This is a genomic window from Nocardiopsis sp. iso_237, from assembly GCF_056173345.1.
Genome location: NZ_CM149669.1, coordinates 1133493 through 1150880 on the forward strand (window position 1 = coordinate 1133493; position 17388 = coordinate 1150880).

General features: G+C 70.1%; 17 protein-coding genes and 2 tRNA genes. 12 read left to right on the forward strand and 7 right to left on the reverse strand.

What is annotated here, in order from left to right:
- Positions 1-133: 133 nt before the first annotated feature.
- Positions 134-424 (reverse strand): mycoredoxin, encoded by a 291-nt coding sequence (locus AC0VYM_RS05275; protein WP_017542395.1) that lies wholly within the window; start codon positions 422-424, stop codon positions 134-136.
- Positions 425-692: 268 nt separating this feature from the next.
- Here AC0VYM_RS05275 and AC0VYM_RS05280 point away from each other — a divergent pair, with 268 nt between their 5' ends.
- The 6 genes from AC0VYM_RS05280 to AC0VYM_RS05305 all read left to right on the forward strand — a co-directional run bounded on the left by AC0VYM_RS05280 (position 693) and on the right by AC0VYM_RS05305 (position 5751).
- Positions 693-2798 (forward strand): ATP-dependent DNA helicase UvrD2, encoded by a 2106-nt coding sequence (locus AC0VYM_RS05280; protein WP_475459580.1) that lies wholly within the window; start codon positions 693-695, stop codon positions 2796-2798.
- Positions 2791-3678, forward strand: a complete 888-nt coding sequence (gene tesB, locus AC0VYM_RS05285) for an acyl-CoA thioesterase II (protein ID WP_475459582.1) — start codon at positions 2791-2793, stop codon at positions 3676-3678. Before AC0VYM_RS05280 ends, tesB begins: the two co-directional genes overlap by 8 nt.
- A 203-nt stretch (positions 3679-3881) precedes the next feature.
- Positions 3882-4232 (forward strand): hypothetical protein, encoded by a 351-nt coding sequence (locus AC0VYM_RS05290; protein ID WP_475459584.1) that lies wholly within the window; start codon positions 3882-3884, stop codon positions 4230-4232.
- A gap of 204 nt (positions 4233-4436) precedes the next feature.
- A complete protein-coding gene (locus AC0VYM_RS05295) occupies positions 4437-4715 on the forward strand; it encodes a WhiB family transcriptional regulator (protein ID WP_475459586.1) in 279 nt (92 codons plus the stop codon).
- 39 nt (positions 4716-4754) lie between these two features.
- Positions 4755-4913, forward strand: a complete 159-nt coding sequence (locus AC0VYM_RS05300) for a hypothetical protein (protein WP_475459588.1) — start codon at positions 4755-4757, stop codon at positions 4911-4913.
- A gap of 274 nt (positions 4914-5187) precedes the next feature.
- The gene (locus AC0VYM_RS05305) at positions 5188-5751 is read left to right on the forward strand and encodes a M48 metallopeptidase family protein (protein WP_475459590.1); all 564 of its coding nucleotides are present in this window, start codon (positions 5188-5190) and stop codon (positions 5749-5751) included.
- Between the two features lie 6 nt (positions 5752-5757).
- Here the strand turns inward: AC0VYM_RS05305 and AC0VYM_RS05310 are convergent, their stop codons facing one another.
- From AC0VYM_RS05310 to AC0VYM_RS05320, 3 genes are all read right to left on the reverse strand, one after another.
- Positions 5758-6129, reverse strand: a complete 372-nt coding sequence (locus tag AC0VYM_RS05310; protein WP_475459591.1) for a hypothetical protein — start codon at positions 6127-6129, stop codon at positions 5758-5760.
- A 114-nt stretch (positions 6130-6243) separates the two neighbouring features.
- Positions 6244-6801 (reverse strand): NUDIX hydrolase, encoded by a 558-nt coding sequence (locus AC0VYM_RS05315; protein WP_475459594.1) that lies wholly within the window; start codon positions 6799-6801, stop codon positions 6244-6246.
- Positions 6802-8217 carry a zinc-dependent metalloprotease gene (locus tag AC0VYM_RS05320; protein ID WP_475459596.1) on the reverse strand — a complete coding sequence of 472 codons (1416 nt, stop codon included), beginning with the start codon at positions 8215-8217 and terminating at the stop codon, positions 6802-6804.
- A 123-nt stretch (positions 8218-8340) separates the two neighbouring features.
- Between AC0VYM_RS05320 and AC0VYM_RS05325 the strand changes: the two genes are divergently transcribed.
- Genes AC0VYM_RS05325 through AC0VYM_RS05335 form a run of 3 tightly spaced genes read left to right on the forward strand, consistent with a single transcriptional unit; the run spans position 8341 to position 10995 of the window.
- Complete coding sequence (locus AC0VYM_RS05325) at positions 8341-9408, forward strand: NAD-dependent epimerase/dehydratase family protein (protein ID WP_475462949.1); 1068 nt, start codon at positions 8341-8343, stop codon at positions 9406-9408.
- 26 nt (positions 9409-9434) lie between these two features.
- Positions 9435-9872 carry a molybdenum cofactor biosynthesis protein MoaE gene (locus tag AC0VYM_RS05330; protein ID WP_378748042.1) on the forward strand — a complete coding sequence of 146 codons (438 nt, stop codon included), beginning with the start codon at positions 9435-9437 and terminating at the stop codon, positions 9870-9872.
- Positions 9873-9927: 55 nt separating this feature from the next.
- The gene (locus AC0VYM_RS05335; protein WP_475462950.1) at positions 9928-10995 is read left to right on the forward strand and encodes a YlbL family protein; all 1068 of its coding nucleotides are present in this window, start codon (positions 9928-9930) and stop codon (positions 10993-10995) included.
- Positions 10996-11157: 162 nt separating this feature from the next.
- On the opposite strand, the gene AC0VYM_RS05340 is transcribed toward AC0VYM_RS05335, so the two are convergent.
- Complete coding sequence (locus AC0VYM_RS05340) at positions 11158-11685, reverse strand: PPA1309 family protein (RefSeq protein ID WP_475459598.1); 528 nt, start codon at positions 11683-11685, stop codon at positions 11158-11160.
- A gap of 254 nt (positions 11686-11939) precedes the next feature.
- Between AC0VYM_RS05340 and AC0VYM_RS05345 the strand changes: the two genes are divergently transcribed.
- The 3 genes from AC0VYM_RS05345 (at position 11940) to AC0VYM_RS05355 (ending at position 15518) form a co-directional block, all read left to right on the forward strand.
- The gene (locus tag AC0VYM_RS05345; protein ID WP_475459601.1) at positions 11940-14918 is read left to right on the forward strand and encodes a UPF0182 family membrane protein; all 2979 of its coding nucleotides are present in this window, start codon (positions 11940-11942) and stop codon (positions 14916-14918) included.
- 171 nt (positions 14919-15089) lie between these two features.
- A tRNA-Met gene (locus AC0VYM_RS05350) sits at positions 15090-15166 on the forward strand.
- A 275-nt stretch (positions 15167-15441) separates the two neighbouring features.
- Positions 15442-15518 (forward strand) — tRNA-Met (locus AC0VYM_RS05355).
- A 116-nt stretch (positions 15519-15634) separates the two neighbouring features.
- On the opposite strand, the gene AC0VYM_RS05360 is transcribed toward AC0VYM_RS05355, so the two are convergent.
- Together AC0VYM_RS05360 and AC0VYM_RS05365 are read right to left on the reverse strand one after the other, a co-directional pair.
- Positions 15635-16354 (reverse strand): ABC transporter ATP-binding protein, encoded by a 720-nt coding sequence (locus AC0VYM_RS05360; protein ID WP_475459604.1) that lies wholly within the window; start codon positions 16352-16354, stop codon positions 15635-15637.
- The gene (locus AC0VYM_RS05365; RefSeq protein WP_475459607.1) at positions 16355-17386 is read right to left on the reverse strand and encodes a permuted SH3 domain-containing protein; all 1032 of its coding nucleotides are present in this window, start codon (positions 17384-17386) and stop codon (positions 16355-16357) included.
- Between the last annotated feature and the right edge of the window lie 2 nt (positions 17387-17388).

The following is a 17388-nucleotide window of genomic DNA, read 5'->3' on the forward strand; positions in this document are numbered from 1 at the left end:
AACTCAACACTCCCCGTCATCGTCCGCGCTACGGTGCCGACCTCGCCGCCGTACGGAACGCGGGGGTGTCCGCCCCCTGGGGGAGGGGGTCCCGCCGCGCGGGCCGCACCAGGGCGGCCCGCGCCGTTAGTCCTCAGGACAGCTCGGCCAACTTCTTCTTCACCTGAGCGAGGGACGGGTTGGTCATCGCGGTCTCGTCGCTGAAGACCACCGTCGGGACCGTCTGGTTCCCGTTGTTGACCTTCATGACGTACTCCGCGGCCTCCGGATTCTCCTCGATGTTCACCTCGCGCACCGCGATGCCCTCACGGGAGAGCTGGCTCTTGAGGCGCTTGCAGTACCCGCACCAGGGGGTGCTGTACATCGTGAATCGTTCGGTGCCCGTACTCGTCATCTCGCTCACGTCTTCCTGGTCGACGGTCATGTTCGGGGATCAGTACCCCCATTCCAACACCAAGGGGGTCCCGCCGCTTCCCATGACCGATCGACACAACGTGGGACGCCTCACAGGGCCTCCTGGTTCTGGAATGTCTCACCCGGACTGTTCGCGCAGCTCGGGGAAGCGCCGCCGCCGACACCCGCGCACCCGGCCCATCCGCTCCCGGTGACGACCGATACTTGAGAGACTGTGCGCCCACGGCGAGTCAGCCGCCCCGGCGGACGCAGCCTCCCCAACCAGATTCAGGAGCACCATGGACCCCGACCGCGTCCTGGAGGGACTGGACCCGGAACAGACCGAGGCGGCGCGCGCCCTGCGCGGCCCCGTGTGCATCCTCGCCGGTGCCGGAACGGGGAAGACCAGGGCCGTCACCCACCGGATCGCGCACGCCGTCGCCAGCGGGGTCGTCTCCGAACAGCAGATCCTGGCGGTCACCTTCACCGCCCGCGCCGCCGGGGAGATGCGCGGTCGGCTCCGCTCCCTGGGCGCCCCCCGGGTCCAGGCCCGCACCTTCCACGCGGCCGCCCTGCGCCAGCTCGGGTTCTTCTGGCCGCAGGTGATCGGCGGGGAGAAGCCCAAGCTCATCGAGAGCAAGCTCTCGGTGGTGGCGCGCGCCGCCAACTCGGTCGGCCAGCAGCCGGACCGGCTCGGGCTGCGCGACCTCGCCAGCGAGATCGAGTGGGCCAAGGTCACCCAGGTGCGGCCCAGCGACTACGACAAGGCCGTGGCCAAGTCCGGGCGGCAGGCCCCCATGAACGCCGGCGAGGTCGCCCGGGTCTTCGAGGCCTACGAGGAGCTGTGCCGCGAGCACAACCTCCTCGACTTCGAGTCCATGCTCGAACTCACCGCCGGGATGATCACCGAGTACCCGGCCATCGCCCAGCGGGTCCGCGACCAGTACCGGTACTTCGTCGTGGACGAGTTCCAGGACGTCAACCCCCTCCAGAAGCTCCTCCTGGACGCCTGGCTGGGCGACCGCGACGACCTGTGCGTGGTGGGCGACCCCAGCCAGACCATCTACTCGTTCGCCGGGGCCACCCCCAGCTACCTCACCGGGTTCGCCAACCGCTACCCGCACGCCACCGTCGTCCGGCTGGTCCGCGACTACCGCTCCACGCCCCAGGTGGTGCGGGTGGCCAACCACGTCATCGCGCAGGCCAGGGACACCACCTCCGCCAACCACCTCACCCTCCAGGCGCAGCGCCCCGAAGGACCGGACCCGCTGTACCAGGAGTACGACGACGAGCCCGCCGAGGCCACCGGGGTCGCACGCAAGATCAGCGTCCTGTTGGAGGACGGCACCCCGGCCAGCCAGATCGCGGTGCTGGTGCGCACCAACTCCCAGTCGGCCTCCTACGAGCAGGCCCTCGCGGACGAGGGCGTCCCGTTCACCGTGCGCGGCACCACCCGCTTCTTCGAGCGCCCCGAGATCAAGCAGGCCGTGCACACCCTGCGCGGGGCCCGGCACGCCGCCGCCGACGAGGTGGCCGAACCCCTGGTCGCGACGGTGCGCGGCCTCCTCTCCCAGATGGGCCTCACCGACAGCGCGCCCGAGGGCCGCCAGGCCCGGGAGCGCTGGGAGTCGCTGTCCGCGCTCGCCCAGCTGGCCGAGGACATGGCCGCCAGGCCCGGCCCCGACGGACGCCCCGCCACCATGGGCACGTTCGTCGAGGAGCTGGAGACGCGCATGGCCACCGAGCACGCGCCCGGGTTCGAGGGCGTGACCATCGCCTCCCTGCACTCCGCCAAGGGCCTGGAGTGGGACGCGGTCTTCCTCGTGGGCCTCACCGAGGGCATGATCCCCATCATCTACGCCGAGACCGACGAACAGGTGGAGGAGGAGCGCAGGCTCTTCTACGTGGGGGTCACCCGCGCCCGCGAACACCTGGCCATGTCCTGGTCCCTCTCGCGTTCCCCGGGCGGCCGCAAGTCCCGCAAGCCCTCCCGATTCCTCGACGGCCTGCGCCCGGCCTCGCCCTCCACCGCGAACCGCCGCGACCGGCGTAAGGGCGGAACGGCGCGCTGCCGGGTCTGCTCGAACGTGCTCTCCGACGCCACCGAGCGCAAGCTGGGCCGGTGCGTGGACTGCCCCTCGACCTACGACGAGGCCCTCCTGGAACGGCTGCGCGACTGGCGCAAGCGCACCTGCCAGGAGCAGAAGGTGCCCGCCTACGTGATCTTCACCGACGCCACCCTCCAGGCCATCGCCGAGCAGGAACCCTCCAGCGTCTCCCAGCTCACGGCGGTGTCCGGGGTGGGTCCGACCAAGCTCGACCGTTACGGTGAGGCGGTGCTCGCGCTGGTCGCGGGGAGGGAACCGGCGGGGGAGGCCGGGGACGGAGAGGACGAGGATGAGTGAACACGACGCCGAACGCAGGGGCCAGTCGCTGGCCGACCTGCTGAGGGTCCTGGACCTGGAGCGGATCGAGGTCAACATCTTCCGGGGGATCAGCCCGGCGGAGGGGCCGCAGCGGGTCTTCGGCGGACTGGTCGCCGGGCAGGCGCTCGTGGCCGCGGGCCGGACCGTGCCCGCCGAACGGTACGTGCACTCACTGCACGCCTACTTCATACGGCCCGGCGACCCCACCGTGCCGATCGTCTACGAGGTGGACCGGGTCCGCGACGGGCGTTCGTTCACCACCCGCCGGGTCGTGGCCGTCCAGCACGGGAAGGCGATATTCACACTCTCGGCCTCCTTCCACAAGGAGGAGCCCGGACTGGACCACCAGATCCCCATGCCGGACGTCCCGCCGCCCGAGGAGCTGCTCAGCACCCGTGAGCGGCTGCGCGAGGCGTTCGGTAAGGTCCCCAACTTCGTGCAGTGGCACCCCATCGAGATGCGGCCGGTGGGCGCGATGTCGTTCGAGGCCGAACGCGACCCGGAGCTGCGCACGGCCACCAACCCGGTGTGGTTCAAGGTGGACGGCGAGCTGCCGGACGACCGCCTCACCCAGGTCTGCCTCATGACCTACGCCTCGGACATGACCCTGCTGGACACCGTGCTGCTCCGGCACGGGAGGTCGTTCGCGGGGATCGCCATGGCCAGCCTCGACCACGCGATGTGGTTCCACCGCCCGTTCCGCGCCGACGAGTGGCTGCTGTACGCGCAGGAGTCCCCGACCGCCCAGGGCGCCCGGGGGCTGGCGCGGGGCCTGGTCTACACGCGCGACGGCCAGCTCGTCTGCTCCGTGGTGCAGGAGGGCATGATCCGCGTCGTGGACGCGGAGGGCTGGTCCTGACGGACCGGCACCACAGGGCTCGGGGCAACGTTCCCGGGCCCTTCGTCATTCCCGGTGAGTTCTGGCCGGATGCGGACGTTTTCCCAGGTCAAAAATGGGTTGCCGATCTTTGTGGGCGGCCCGTAGTGTGTACTCGTCGAACCAACCGCTCTCGGTACAGGTGCGAGACCCTGTGCCCGACTTCGAAGGAGGTGCCCGATCAAATGACCACCACGGAGATGAACTCGATGACCTCGCTGTCCCTCGCTTCCGAGGCCGCTTGGCGTCCGTTCCCGACAGGAGTCGTGTCGGGCATCGGCCTGAGCGGTAGCACCATCGGCGGTCGTCCGAGCGCCCAGAACGGCATCCAGTCCCTCGGCATGGTCCAGCTCATCGGATCTGGCCTCGTGTTCCAGGGGACCGGTGTGTCCGAGTCCGGCGTCATCGGCGAGCCGCGCCACGAGTCCGAGCCTGCCCTTGATCGCGGCAAGTTCACCGGTGGCGTCATCGAGGCATCGCACGAAACCCCGCGCTACGGCGCATCGGGGGAGTGTCCACGGAAGATTCCGGCCTAGAGCAGCACAGGCCGAGATCCTCGACCGTGGCCGCGGACCCCGACACAGGGGCCGCGGCTTTCTTTGTATCTCCGTTCGTTCTCCGTCCCCCAGGGGCGCGGGAACAGGCGGCGGCATCGCAAGTCCAGGTCCCTCACCGGACCCGTTCCGGTGACTGAACACCGACCGCGTTGTACGAACGATCAAAGATCTTGGAGGGCACCGATGCTCGCGTCGGTCCTGGAAGCGCCCCAGCTGGGCGAGGTCGACATTCCCTGCCGTATGGAGCCGGACCTGTTCTTCGCGGAGTCCCCCGCGGAGGTCGAGGCGGCCAAGGCGATCTGCGGTTCCTGCCCCATCCGGGAGCAGTGCCTGGCGGACGCGCTCGAACGGCGTGAGCCGTGGGGCGTCTGGGGCGGGCAGCTGCTCGTCTCCGGTCAGGTCGTGGCGCGCAAGCGCCCCCGTGGCCGTCCCCGCAAGAACCCCGCGCCCGTCGCGGCCTGAACACCCCAAGAACCCACGAAACCCAGAGGACTCGAAACGATGATGCAGGAACTCATGCAGATGGTGGAGCGCACCGACGAGGAGCCCCGCGACCTTCAGATCAGACGGCTCGGCGCCCGACAGCTGCGCGCCCGGCAGCGCGAGGAGCGCCGTGCGGAGCAGGCGATCATGGAAATCGCGTGGTCAAGGCTATGTTGACGCGGACTGACAAGTGAGTGAACGAACGAGACCGAAGGGCGTCAGGAACGCGCCGTTCGGTCTCGTTTGTGTAACCAAAACCAGCGGGAGGCCCCGAATCCGGTCCCAGTGTGTCCTGTCTCACCAGGCCTGAAGCCCCCTGGTCAGAGGGGAATCCGCGACGGGACCCCGATTCCGCCCCCGAAGGCCCGGGCCGGACACGGCGCGAAAGAAATCACATATCCGGACAACCCACACCTGTTCGCGAGGGCCCACCTCGGATACCGTAAACACTGTGCCCTCGAACACCAAAGTCGAGGTACGACGCAGTCCTCGTCGCCGCCGCACCGTGTCGGCCTACAGGGACGGGGACACCACGGTCGTCCTCGTGCCCGCGACGTTCTCCCGCGCAGAGGAAAAGCGCTGGGTGGACCAGATGCTGCAGAAGCTCCGCGCCCGGGAGGGCCGCAGGCACCCCGGTGACCGCGAACTCCAGGACCGCGCCGTCGAACTGGCCGAACGCTACCTGGACGGGACCCACCTCCCGGACAGCGTCCGCTGGGTCGACAACCAGAACTCCCGCTGGGGTTCCTGCACCCCGGACACCCGCACCATCCGCATCTCCCGCCGCGTCGCCGGCATGCCCTCGTGGGTGGTGGACTACGTCCTCGTCCACGAGCTGGCCCACCTGCGCATCCCGCACCACGGTCGCGACTTCTGGGACCTGGTCCGGCGCTACCCCAAGGCCGACCGCGCCCGCGGCTACCTGGAGGGGTTCAGCGCGGGCAGCCGCTCCGACCGCGACGACGAGGACCCGGACGAGGCCCTCGAACCCGACGAGGTCGCCTTCGAGGAGTAGGGTCCCTCAGTCACCCGACGCGTCGAGCTCCCGTTCGGAGGCCCTGACGTCGGCGGCGACGCGCACCAGCACCACGGCGCTCACCACGAGCAGCACCCCGAAGACGGCGGCGTAGTAGGTGGTGGTCCCGCCCCACGATCCCGAGACGGCGGCACGGCCCAGGACCGCGACCAGCAGCACCCCCATGAACCCGACGACACCCTGCCCGAGCCGCAGCGAACGCCGCTTCTGCTCCACCCGGGCGCGGGCGACCTCACGCGGACCGACCAGCCCGGCGCGTTCGTCGGCCAGGAGGCTGTCGGCCGCCTTGCGGACCCGTCTGGCCAACAGGACCAGGACCAGCCCGCCGAGCATGCCGACCACGGTGATCAGGGACACGGCGAACGCCTCACAGCGGGCCGGAGGTGCATGGTCTGTTCCGTTCCGTCGGGCGTCGGGGGTACGCACCACGAGGGGCCCGGCCGGATCTCCTCCGGGCGGGCCCCTCGTGGTTCAGTTCGCGGCGGTGATCCGCCGGTGCGCGCGGACGGTGGCGTCCACCAGGGCCCGGACGGAGTCGTCACTGGGCTCGGGCAGGGCCTCCACCGGGAACCAGTCCAGCCCGGCGGACTCCTCCGGGTCCCGGACCAGCACGGCGTCGGCCGGAGCCACCGCCGCGTACTGCACGTCCAGATGGAAACTGCCCCCGCCGCACGGCACCGCGTGGCGGTCCAGCCGCACCGGCTCCGGCAGCAGGGTCAGACCCCGGATCCCGGACTCCTCGGTGGCCTCCCGCAGCGCGGCGCCGCCCAGGGTGGTGTCCTCGGGCTCGCAGTGGCCCCCGGTCTGCAACCACATCCGGTGGACGCGGTGCAGCACCAGGGCCACCCGGGAACCGTCGGCGGAGACGATCGCGGAACTCGCGGTCAGGTGCCCGGGCAGGCAGGTACGCCACATGGCGTCACCGTGGGCGTCCAGGTGCCCCAGGTAGGAACGGCGCAGCTGCTCCTGTTCGGCGTCGGGCGCGGTCCACGCGTCCAGCACCGACCGGGCGTCGGCGTGCAGAGTCACCTACTTGCCGTCCTCGTCGTCGTCGCCGGGCCGGGGGCGCTCGGAGCCGTCCGGGTCGGTCAGCGACGAGATGTCGAAGTCCGTGCCCTCGAACTCGCTGCGCCCGTGCACGAAGGCGTCCGGGTCGTCCAGGTCGTCGGCGGTCGGCATCAGGTCCGGGTGCTGCCACACGGCGTCCCGGCCCTCCACACCACGGGCCTCCTCCAGCGCGGCCCACAGGGCTCCGGCCTCGCGCAGACGGCGCGGGCGCAGCTCCAGGCCGACCAGGGCGGCGAAGGTGTGTTCGGCGGGCCCACCGGTGGCGCGGCGGCGCCGGGTGGTCTCCGCGAGGGCTCCCGACTGCGGCAGCCGCTCGGACACGGCCGAGGACACCACGGTCGCCACCCAGCCCTCGATCAGGGCGAGGGTGGTCTCCAGGCGCTTCAGCGCGGCCTTCTGCTGGGGGGTGTCCTCCGGTTGGAGCAGTCCCTCGCCACCCAGCCCGCCGGACAGGGCCTCCTGGAGCGCCTCCGGGTTGGAGAGGTCGACCCCGCCGAGCTTGTCCTCCAGGCCGCTGACGTCGAACGACATCCCGGCCGCGTACTCCTCGACCAACCGGGACACGTGGGAACGCAGCCACGGCACGTGCGAGTACAGGCGGTGCACGGCCGCCTCACGGGCGGCGAGGTAGAGGCGCACCTCGTCCTCGGGGATCTCCAGGCCCTCACTGAAGCGGGCCACCCCCGAGGGCAGCAGGGCGGCGTTGCCCTCACCGGCCAGCGGAAGGCCGATGTCGGTGGTTCCGATCACTTCCTGGGCCAGCTCACCGATGGCCTGACCGGCCTGCTGGCCGACCATCATGCCGCCCATCTGCTGGATCATCCCCAGCAGCGGACCGGCCATGGAAGCCATCTCCTCAGGGAGGTTCTGCCCCATGGCCTGGACCGTCTTGGCGGTCAGCGGGTCGCACAGCTGCGCCCACGAGTCCATCGTCTTCTCGATCCACTCCGACCGGCTCCAGGCCTGGGCGGTCTGGAGCCCCGAGGGCAGGTCGGTAGCCTGGTCGAGCCACAGGTCGGCGAGGCGCAGTGCCTCCTCGATCCGTGCGTAGTCGGCGGGCGGCACACTCGGGTCCCCCTTCTGGGACACCGCGTGCCGCGCGATGTTCTTGGCCATGTCCCAGTTGATGCCGGACGTCGGGGACGTCTGACCGGCCTCCGGCGCACCGGGGGCGGGCTGGGACGACATCATGTCCGCGAACTGGCGGAGCATGTTGGCCATCTGTTGCGGGTCACCGAACGGGAATCCGTCCGGTGTTCCGGGGTTCCCCCCGCCCGGGCCGCCGCTGCCGGCACCCGAGCCGGAGTCGCCTGAACGGCGTCCGGACTCGTCATCGGGATCGTTCGGCATGCTGAAACCGAAAGGCAGGTCGCTCACAATCAGACCTCAGGCAGGATTAGGTTTGGTCTCCACTGTCACGTTAGCTGGGAGTCGCCCGGAGTGAATACCGAAAGCAGCCAGGTTCGCCCACAGCACAGCCCCTCGGATCGGGCGGGCATGGTGGTGGCGGTCACCGGTGCCGCCTCCGGAGTGGGCCGACTCCTCGTGCAACGCCTGGCCGCCCCAGAAGGTTCCATCTCGGCGCGTGAGGTCGTGGCGATCGACGACGAGTTCGCCGACCTGCGCGGGGTGACCTGGCGCATCGCGGACGTCCAGGACCCGGGCCTGGTCTCCCGCCTGCACGGGATCGACGTCCTCGTGCACACCGCCGACGACCGCTCGCTGGAGACCAGGCCGTCGTCGCGCCGGGCGCACAACATCCGGGCCGCGCAGACCGTCCTGACGGCGGCCGCCGCCGCGGGCGTCCCGCGCGTCCTCCTCATCACCAGCACCATGGTCTACGGCGCGGCCCCCGACAACCCGGTCCCGCTGCCCGAGAACGCCACCCGCGTCTCGGACAACAGCGAGGGCCTCATGGGCGACTTCGCCGAGGTCGAGGAGCTGGCCGAGCGCGCCCGCAGGGCCCACCCGGGCCTGAGCGTCACCGTGGTGCGCCCCGCGCCGCTCGTCGGCCCCGAGCTGGACACCCTCCTCAGCCGCCACTTCTCCGCGCCCCGGCTGCTCACCGTCAAGGGCCACGAACAGCACTGGCAGTTCTGCCACGAGGACGACCTCGCCTCCGCGCTCGCCTTCTGCGCCCTGCACGAGGTGACCGGCACCGACGGGGTCGTCGCCGTGGCCAGCGAGGGCTCACTCACCCAGGGGGAGGTGGAGGAGATCGCGGGGATGAAGCACTTCGAGGTGCCCGCCAACCTCGCCTTCGGGGCCGTCCGCCGCCTCCACCAGGCCCGCATCACCCCGGCCGCCGCCGGAGAGATCAAGTTCCTCGTCTACCCCTGCGTGGTGGACGGCGCCTCCCTGCGCGAGGCCGGGTGGAAGCCCGACCACGACAACGAGTCGGCGCTGGCCGCCCTGCTGGACTCCAAGAGCGGCAAGCACGCCATCGCCGGGCGCAGCCTCGGCCGCAAGGAGGTCACCATCACGGCCGCCGGCGCGGCCGGTGCGGCGGCCGCCGCCATCGGCACCGCCGCCGCCATCCGCCATCTGCGCAAGCGCGGGAAGTCCTGATCCGTGCCGCTTGATACGGTTCCCGGGTGGATCAGATCACTCTCGCGGCCGTACGCGACACGCCCCTGTCCGTCGACGAGGTCCTGGCGGCCGTGGCCGACCCCAGGGCGGGCGGCACGGCCGTCTTCATCGGCACCGTGCGCGACCACGACCACGGGCGCGACGTCGCGGCCCTCTCGTACTCGGCCCACCCGACCGTCGAGGCGCAGCTGCGCGTCGTCATGGAGAAGGTGCTGAGCGACACCACCGCCCCGGACCGCCCGGTCGTGCGGATGGCCGCCACGCACCGCGTCGGGGACCTGGAGATCGGTGACCTCGCCGTGGTCGTCGCGGCCTCCGCCGCCCACCGCGAGGAGGCCTTCGCGGCCTGCCGCAGGCTCATCGACGACCTCAAGGCCCAGGTGCCCATCTGGAAGAACCAGGCCTTCGAGGACGGCGGGACGGAGTGGGTCGGCTCGCCCTGAGTCCTCCCGTCCAGGTCCCGAAGGGCTCTAAGGTGTCAGCATGGTTCGTCGTGTCATGACCCTTGTCGCCGCTCTCGTCCTGCTTGCCGGGCTCGGGTACGGCAGTCTCCACCTGCCCATGCCCTACCTCGTCGCGGCCCCGGGCGTCACCCTGGACACCCTGGGACAGCAGGAGGACGGCGCGCCCGTCATCGGTGTCGAGGGCGCCGAGAACTACGAGCACGACGGATCGCTCTCCATGGTGACCGTCCAGTACGCGGGCGGACCGGACCACCGGCTCAACCTCTTCACGCTGGTGACCGCGTGGCTCTCACCGAGCCAGGCCGTCCTGCCGGAGGAACTGCTGTTCCCGGCCGGACGCTCCCAGGAGGAGGTCACCGAGCGGCAGACCGTCCAGATGAACGACTCGCAGACCGACGCCACCGCCGCCGCCCTCAACCAGCTCAACATCGACTACGAGGCGGTCCCGCTGGTGGCCGACACCGTCGCGGACATGCCCGCCGACGGCGTCGTCGAGCCCGGCGACCGCATCATCGAGGTGGACGGCGAGAAGGTGCCCACCCACACCACCGGGGCCGACACCGAGGAACTGGTCGGCAGCTCCTACGTGGTCGAACGGGTCGGAGACCGCGAGTCCGGCGAACCGGTCTCCCTCGTCCTGGAGCGCGACGGCGAGGAGGTCGAGGTCGACATGGACACCGTCGCGGGCGAGGAGGGCAACGCCGCCGTGGGCGTCCTCATCGCGGACGACATGGACTTCCCCGTCGACATCTCCATCTCCGTGGGCGAGATCGGCGGCCCCAGCGCGGGCATGATGTTCTCCCTGGGCATCATCGACCGCCTCAGCGAGGACAGCATCACCGGAGGAGCCAGGATCGCCGGTTCCGGCACCATCACCTCCGACGGCCAGGTCGGCGGGGTCAGTGGCATCCCGCAGAAGATGGTGAGCGCCAAGCGCGACGGCGCCGAGTACTTCTTCGTCGCCGCCGACAGCTGCTCCCAGATCTCCCAGTCCGCCGCCTACGGCGACCTCGACGTCGTCCGGGTCGAGACCCTCACCGACGCCATGGACGCCCTGGAGGTCATCCGCGGGGGAGAGGGCGAACTGCCGCGCTGCGAGTAGCAGTGTTTTCCTTGCATCTCCGCTTCGCTTCGATGCGTGTTCGGCGCCTTTGCAGAGGGGCCGGGGCGTACAGAGAGGAAGCACGCCTGGGGCTGAGGCGAACATGTGGGTATGAGAGGACCCCCGGACCGTGTGGTCCGGGGGTCCTTCGTACGGGTGGGGTCAGCTCTCCTTCTCGGGGAGCTCCTCGTCCAGGTCGAGGGTCAGGGCGAGCGCTGAGGTCAGGGCCGGGATCAGGTCCGGGCCGTTGAGCACCTCGGTCTCGCTGTCGTGGCTGCGCATCCGCATGGCGCAGTGCCGCGAACCGTCCCGCAGCACGCCCGCGACCATGCGGATCTCCTCGGTCTCCTTGCCGGAGGCGGAGGGGTCCTCACCGGCGGCCAGGGTCTCGTCCGAGCCCTTCACCACCAGGCGCTCCATGACCAGTGCGCACCCGGCCACGCCCTCCGGCCACAGGATGCGCCCCAACGCCTCCTCCAACGGCACGTCCGGGGACAGCGCCTCCTGCTCGACCGGGGTCAGCTCGTCGGGGTCGGCCGGGGAGGCGATCCCCAGCATGCTCGCCAGAGCGGGCTCCGCCGCCAGCAGCTCCGAGGTGGGGACCAGGGCGTACAGGCCCAACGGGCGGTCCCACCCCTGCTCGGCGGCGTGGCGTTCCAGGTCCATGACTGCTTCGCGAATGTTCGACACGTTTCCATGGTCCCCGATGTGGGAACCTCGCCGGGCCCGTTCGGCGGCAGTAGGGTCGCAAGGTGCCCTCCGGTTGCGACTCCGATACACCAACGATGCAGCCTTGTCACCGGGTGGAGGGTGATTTCGGGAACCCGACGGCCACCGATTAAGTTTTCAGTAATGAAGGCGCCACACGCGCAACCAACGCACCTACCAAGCCAGAACGAGGGGGAGGCGTGAGCTTCCGATCGCCCGGCGCACCACCTGCGCGTATGCCTCGCCGATCAAGGTTGCTCGCGCCAGTCGCGGCGACCGTGGTCGTCATCATCGCGGGACTGATGTTCGCCGCGAACTTCTGGACCGACTTCAAGTGGTTCAGCTCCGTCGGCTACACCTCGGTCTTCCTGACCGAGCTGTGGACCCGGGTCCTGCTCTTCGCCGTAGCGGCGCTCGTGATGGCGGTCATCGTCGGCGCGAGCATCTTCTTCGCGTACCGGGCCCGGCCCGGTGTCAGACCGATGAGTCTGGAGCAGCAGGGCCTGGACCGCTACCGGCAGTCCATCGACCCGCACCGCAAGCTCTTCTTCTGGATCGCCGTCGGCGCCCTGGCGCTCCTGGCCGGAGCGGCCGCCAGCGGTGACTGGCGCTCCTACCTGCAGTTCGTCAACGGAGTCGACTTCGGGGTGAACGACCCCGAGTTCGGCATGGACGTCGCGTTCTTCGCGTTCACCTACCCGTTCCTGCGCATCCTGCTCGGCTACCTGTACGCGGCCGTCATCCTGGCCTTCATCGCCGCCGTGATCGTGCACTACCTGTACGGCGGCGTCCGCCTCCAGAACGACTCCGGGCAGCGCGCCACCCCCGCCGCCCGCGTGCACCTGTCGGTGCTGCTGGGCCTGTTCGTACTCCTGCGCGCGGGCTCCTACTGGCTGGACCGCTACGGGCTGGTGTTCTCCGACCGCGGCTACACGTTCGGTGCCTCCTACACGGACGTGAACGCGGTCAAGACCGCCCTGACCATCCTCACCGTCATCTCGGTGATCTGCGCGGTCCTGTTCTTCGCCAACATCGTCTTCAAGAACACGATGATCCCGGTGGCCTCCCTCGGACTGCTCGTGCTGTCCGGCGTGGTCGTCGGTGTGGCCTACCCCGAGATCGTGCAGCGCTTCCAGGTCGACCCGAACGAGCAGCGCCTGGAGAGCCCGTACATCGAGCGCAACATCGAGAACACGCGCGAGGCGTACGGGATCGCCGACGCCGAGGTGGAGACCTACGACGCCACCACGGAGCTCACCCCGCAGGAGCTGGCGGCCGAGGCCGACACCATCCCCAGCGTGCGTCTGGCCGACCCGGCCGTGGTCTCGCAGACCTTCCAGCAGATGCAGCAGGTCCGAGGCTTCTACCAGTTCCCGGACGTGCTGGAGGTGGACCGCTACCCGGACGCCGAGGGCAACCTCATCGACACGATCGTCGCGGTCCGCGAGCTGGACGGCCCGCCCGCCGACCAGGACAACTGGCTCAACCGCCACCTGATCTACACCCACGGCTTCGGCATGGTCGCCGCCGCGGGCAACCTGATCGACAACGAGGGCCGTCCGGTCTTCACCGAGTACAACATCCCGCCGCGCGGTGAACTGAGCGAGGTCGCGGGCGAGTACGAGCCGAGGATCTACTACGGCCGCGAGGGCGCCGAGTACGTCATCGTCCAGGCGGAGGAGGAGTACGACCACCCGGTCGACCCCGCCTCGGACGAACCCGAGGTCCCGACGCTGGAGGACGCGGTCGACGCGAGCCCGAGCCCGGACGAGGCCCGCGCGCCCGCCGACGGCGCGGAGGAGAGTCCCGCCGAGGAGGCCCCCGCCGAGGACGCCGAGGCCACGGACGAGGGCGCCGAGGAGAGCACCGGCGGTGACTCCCAGGAGTACAACCGCTACGAGGGCGACGGCGGCGTCGAGCTCAACAACTTCTTCGACCGCATCCTGTACGCGATCAAGTACCAGGAAACGAGCATCCTGCTCAACAGCGCCATCACCAGCGACTCGCGGATCATCTACGAGCGCGACCCGCTGGACCGCGTGGAGAAGGTCGCTCCCTTCCTCACGGTCGACAGCCGCCCCTACCCGGCGGTCGTCGACGGCAGGGTCCTGTGGATCGTCGACGGGTACACCACCTCCGACGGCTACCCGTACGCCAACCGGATCGACTTCACGCAGGCGGTGACCGACACCTTCACCGACGGTTCGGCGCAGCAGGTCGGCGCGCTGCCCGGCAACGAGGTCAACTACATCCGGAACTCGGTGAAGGCCACCGTCGACGCCTACGACGGAACCGTCACCCTGTACGGCTGGGACGAGGAGGACCCGGTCCTCAAGACCTGGGAGGGTGCCTTCCCGGGCGCCATCACCGACAAGGACGAGATGAGCGACGAGCTCGTCCAGCACCTGCGCTACCCGGACGACCTGTTCAAGGTGCAGCGCGAGATCATGCGTGAGTACCACGTCACCGACGCCGCCGCCTACTACGGCGGTCAGGACTTCTGGTCGGTCCCGAACGACCCGACCCAGGAGGGCGAGGTCTCCGAGCCGCCCTACCGCCAGACCATCAACTACCCCGGTGCCGACGAGCCCAGCTTCTCGCTGACCACGACGTTCGTGCCGCGCGGTCGTGAGAACCTGGCCGCGTTCATGGCGGTGGACAGCAACCCGGAGTCCGAGGACTACGGCAAGCTCAAGCTGCTGGAGCTGCCCCGGAGCACGGTGATCTTCGGCCCCGGCCAGGTGCAGAACGCGTTCGACTCGGACGCCGACGTGCGTGAGGTCCTGCTCCCGCTGGAGCAGTCCAACGCCGAGGTGACCCGGGGCAACCTGCTGACCCTGCCGTTCGCCGGCGGCCTGCTCTACGTGGAGCCCCTCTACGTGCAGGCCGGTGGTGGCGGAGCCGCGTCCTTCCCGCTGCTCCAGCAGGTCATGGTCGGCTTCGGCGAGGAGGTCGCCATCGGCAGCAACCTCCAGGACGCCCTGAACAACCTGTTCGAGGGCGGAGAGGGCCCGCTGCCCGACCCGGAGACGGAGGAGGGCACCTCCGAGGAGGAGACCTCTGAGGGCGGCTCGGGCGGAGGCGACCCGAGTGACCTCACCGAGGCCCTCAACGAGGCGGTCGAGGCCTGGGAGGAGGCCCAGGAGTCGAACGACGAGGCCAACGAGCGCCTGCGTGAGGCCCTTGAGGCCCTGGAGGAGGCCGCGGGCAACTAGTCCGTAGCCGTACCGACCGCCCCTCGGGGCGCGCGCCGAGTACGACGGGGCGGGACCTGCCGGGTCCCGCCCCGTTCCCGTGTCCGGGGGCGCGGGAGGCCGGGCGGGGGAGGGCCCGCGCAGGTCGATTTGGCTTTCCCGCCGGGGCGCGCTAATCTGAAGACACAACGACGCGGGGTGGAGCAGTTCGGTAGCTCGCTGGGCTCATAACCCAGAGGTCGCAGGTTCAAATCCTGTCCCCGCTACCAAGATCGGACCCGGGAGAAATCCCGGGTCCGGTGCTTTTCCCGGCCATCTGTTCCGACAGGTGATTCGGGAAGCGCATATCGGTGGCTCTTCGGTCGCCAATATGTGTGCGCGGCGAAAATGCCGGTGCGGACCGCGAGGAAAGCCTGGTAGAGTAGCCAATAGGCCCGGTCGGGAAGCTGACCGGGACGAACGGGTGGATCTCCGATCGGTTCAGTTTCACAAAGAGCCGATTTGCCACCTGGGGCGAAAGGCCCTAAAGTAGAGATCACAACGACGCGGGGTGGAGCAGTTCGGTAGCTCGCTGGGCTCATAACCCAGAGGTCGCAGGTTCAAATCCTGTCCCCGCTACCAAGAAAGAGAAGCGCCGGGTGGAGAAATCCACCCGGCGCTTTCTTCGTGTTCCCACGCCATGGGGAAAGGAGCGTTCCCCGGTGCCGCCTGGGGAAGAGGCGGCACCGGGGTCCGGTTCAGCGGGTGCGGCCCTCCACCAGCTCCACCACGCGGTCGGCGCGCTCAGCGACCTTGGAGTCGTGTGTCACCACGACCACCGCCGCGTCGCGCTCCCGGGCCTGGTCGATCAGCTGGTCCATGATCATGGTGCTGCTGGCCGCGTCCAGGGCGCCCGTGGGCTCGTCCGCGAGGATGAGCGCGGGTTCCCGGCTCAGCGCCCGTGCCAGGGCCACACGCTGCTGCTCACCGCCGGACAGCTGGTGCGGTTGGGAGTTGAGGCGGTGCCCCAGCCCCACCGACTCCAGCAGCTCCTTGGCACGGCTGCGGCGGCGCAGCACCGGCACACCGCCGAGCACCATCGGAACGCCCACGTTGGCCAGGGCCGAGCGCCGCTCCAGCAGGTGGAACTGCTGGAACACGAAACCGATCCCGTCGCCGCGCAGCCGCGACATCCGGCCCTCGCGCAGGGGCGTGGTCTCCACGCCGTCGAACACGTACGAGCCGGTGCTCGGCTTGTCCAGCAGACCCAGGACGTTCAGCAGGGTCGACTTGCCCGACCCCGACTGGCCCACGATGGCCACGACCTCGCCCCGGGCGACGTCGAAGGTGCAGTCGTGCAGCACGTCGATCCGGGTCCCCGACACCATGAAGTGCCTGGTCAGGTCCTGCACCTGGAGGAGCGGGGGGCCGGGTCGGCGCGGCGCCACGACCGAGGGGTAGGGAGCGTCGGCGGTCATCTAGCCACCCATCCCGTGGAACTCCTCGTCGAAGTCCTCCTCGGACTCCGCACCGGGGACGTCGAAGCGCGGGTCCAGCGGCACCGGGTCCATGATGGTGTCGCCCACCTCCAGACCACCCGTGACCTCGACGAACTGGCCGTCGGACAGGCCCAGGGTGACCTCGCGGGGCTCCTCGGAGCCGTCCTCGGCCACCACGAGCACCTCGCCCTCCTCGGAGGTGCCGCGCACGGCGGTCACCGGGATGACCACGACGTCCTCGGCCTCGCCGGTGCTCACCGACATCTGCCCCTGGACGCCGTCGAACACCTGGAGGTCGGCGGGGACGCGGCAGGACAGTTCGGCGCCGCCTCCGCCACCCTCGGTCTCCTCCCCGAACTCGTCCTGCGCGGACTGCTCGGCGGGAGCGCCGCCCTCGCCCGAACCCAGGGAGATGAACGAGCACTCCGAGGCGGGCGGACCCTTGTCGATCTTCAGCATGATGTCGTCGGGGTCCTCGTAGAGCCGGTACAGGTCGTTCGCGGGGACCGTGGCCACCGCTCGGAACTGGTCCGGGGCGACGGTCGCCACGGTCGCGCCGGGCTCCAGGACGTCACCGACCTGCACGTCGCCCATGCCCTTGATCGTCCCGGCCGTGGGCGCGTACAGGGAGACCTCGCTGAAGGCGGCGGCCTCCTCGCCCTCCTCGTCCGCGCCCGCGGTGGTCTCGGCGGGCACCTTCACGTTGATGATCGGAGCGCCGTTCTCCACCGCGTCGCCGTTGTTCAGCCACAGGTGGGTGACGGTGCCGCCCTTGGGGGCCTTGAGCGCCCTGCCCGGCTCCGGGCGCACCGTGGCGTCGAGCACCAGCAGGGAGCTCACCGTGCCCAGCTCGACCTCGATCGGGGCGCCGCCGACGTCCACCGCCGCCTCACCGAGGAACTCCTCCTCGTCCGCTCCGGAACCTCCGAAGCTGGACAGCAGGAAGTAGCCCGAACCGAGCAGTCCCAGCACCAGGGTGACGGCCGCGCCGATGATGATCCACTTCTTCACTT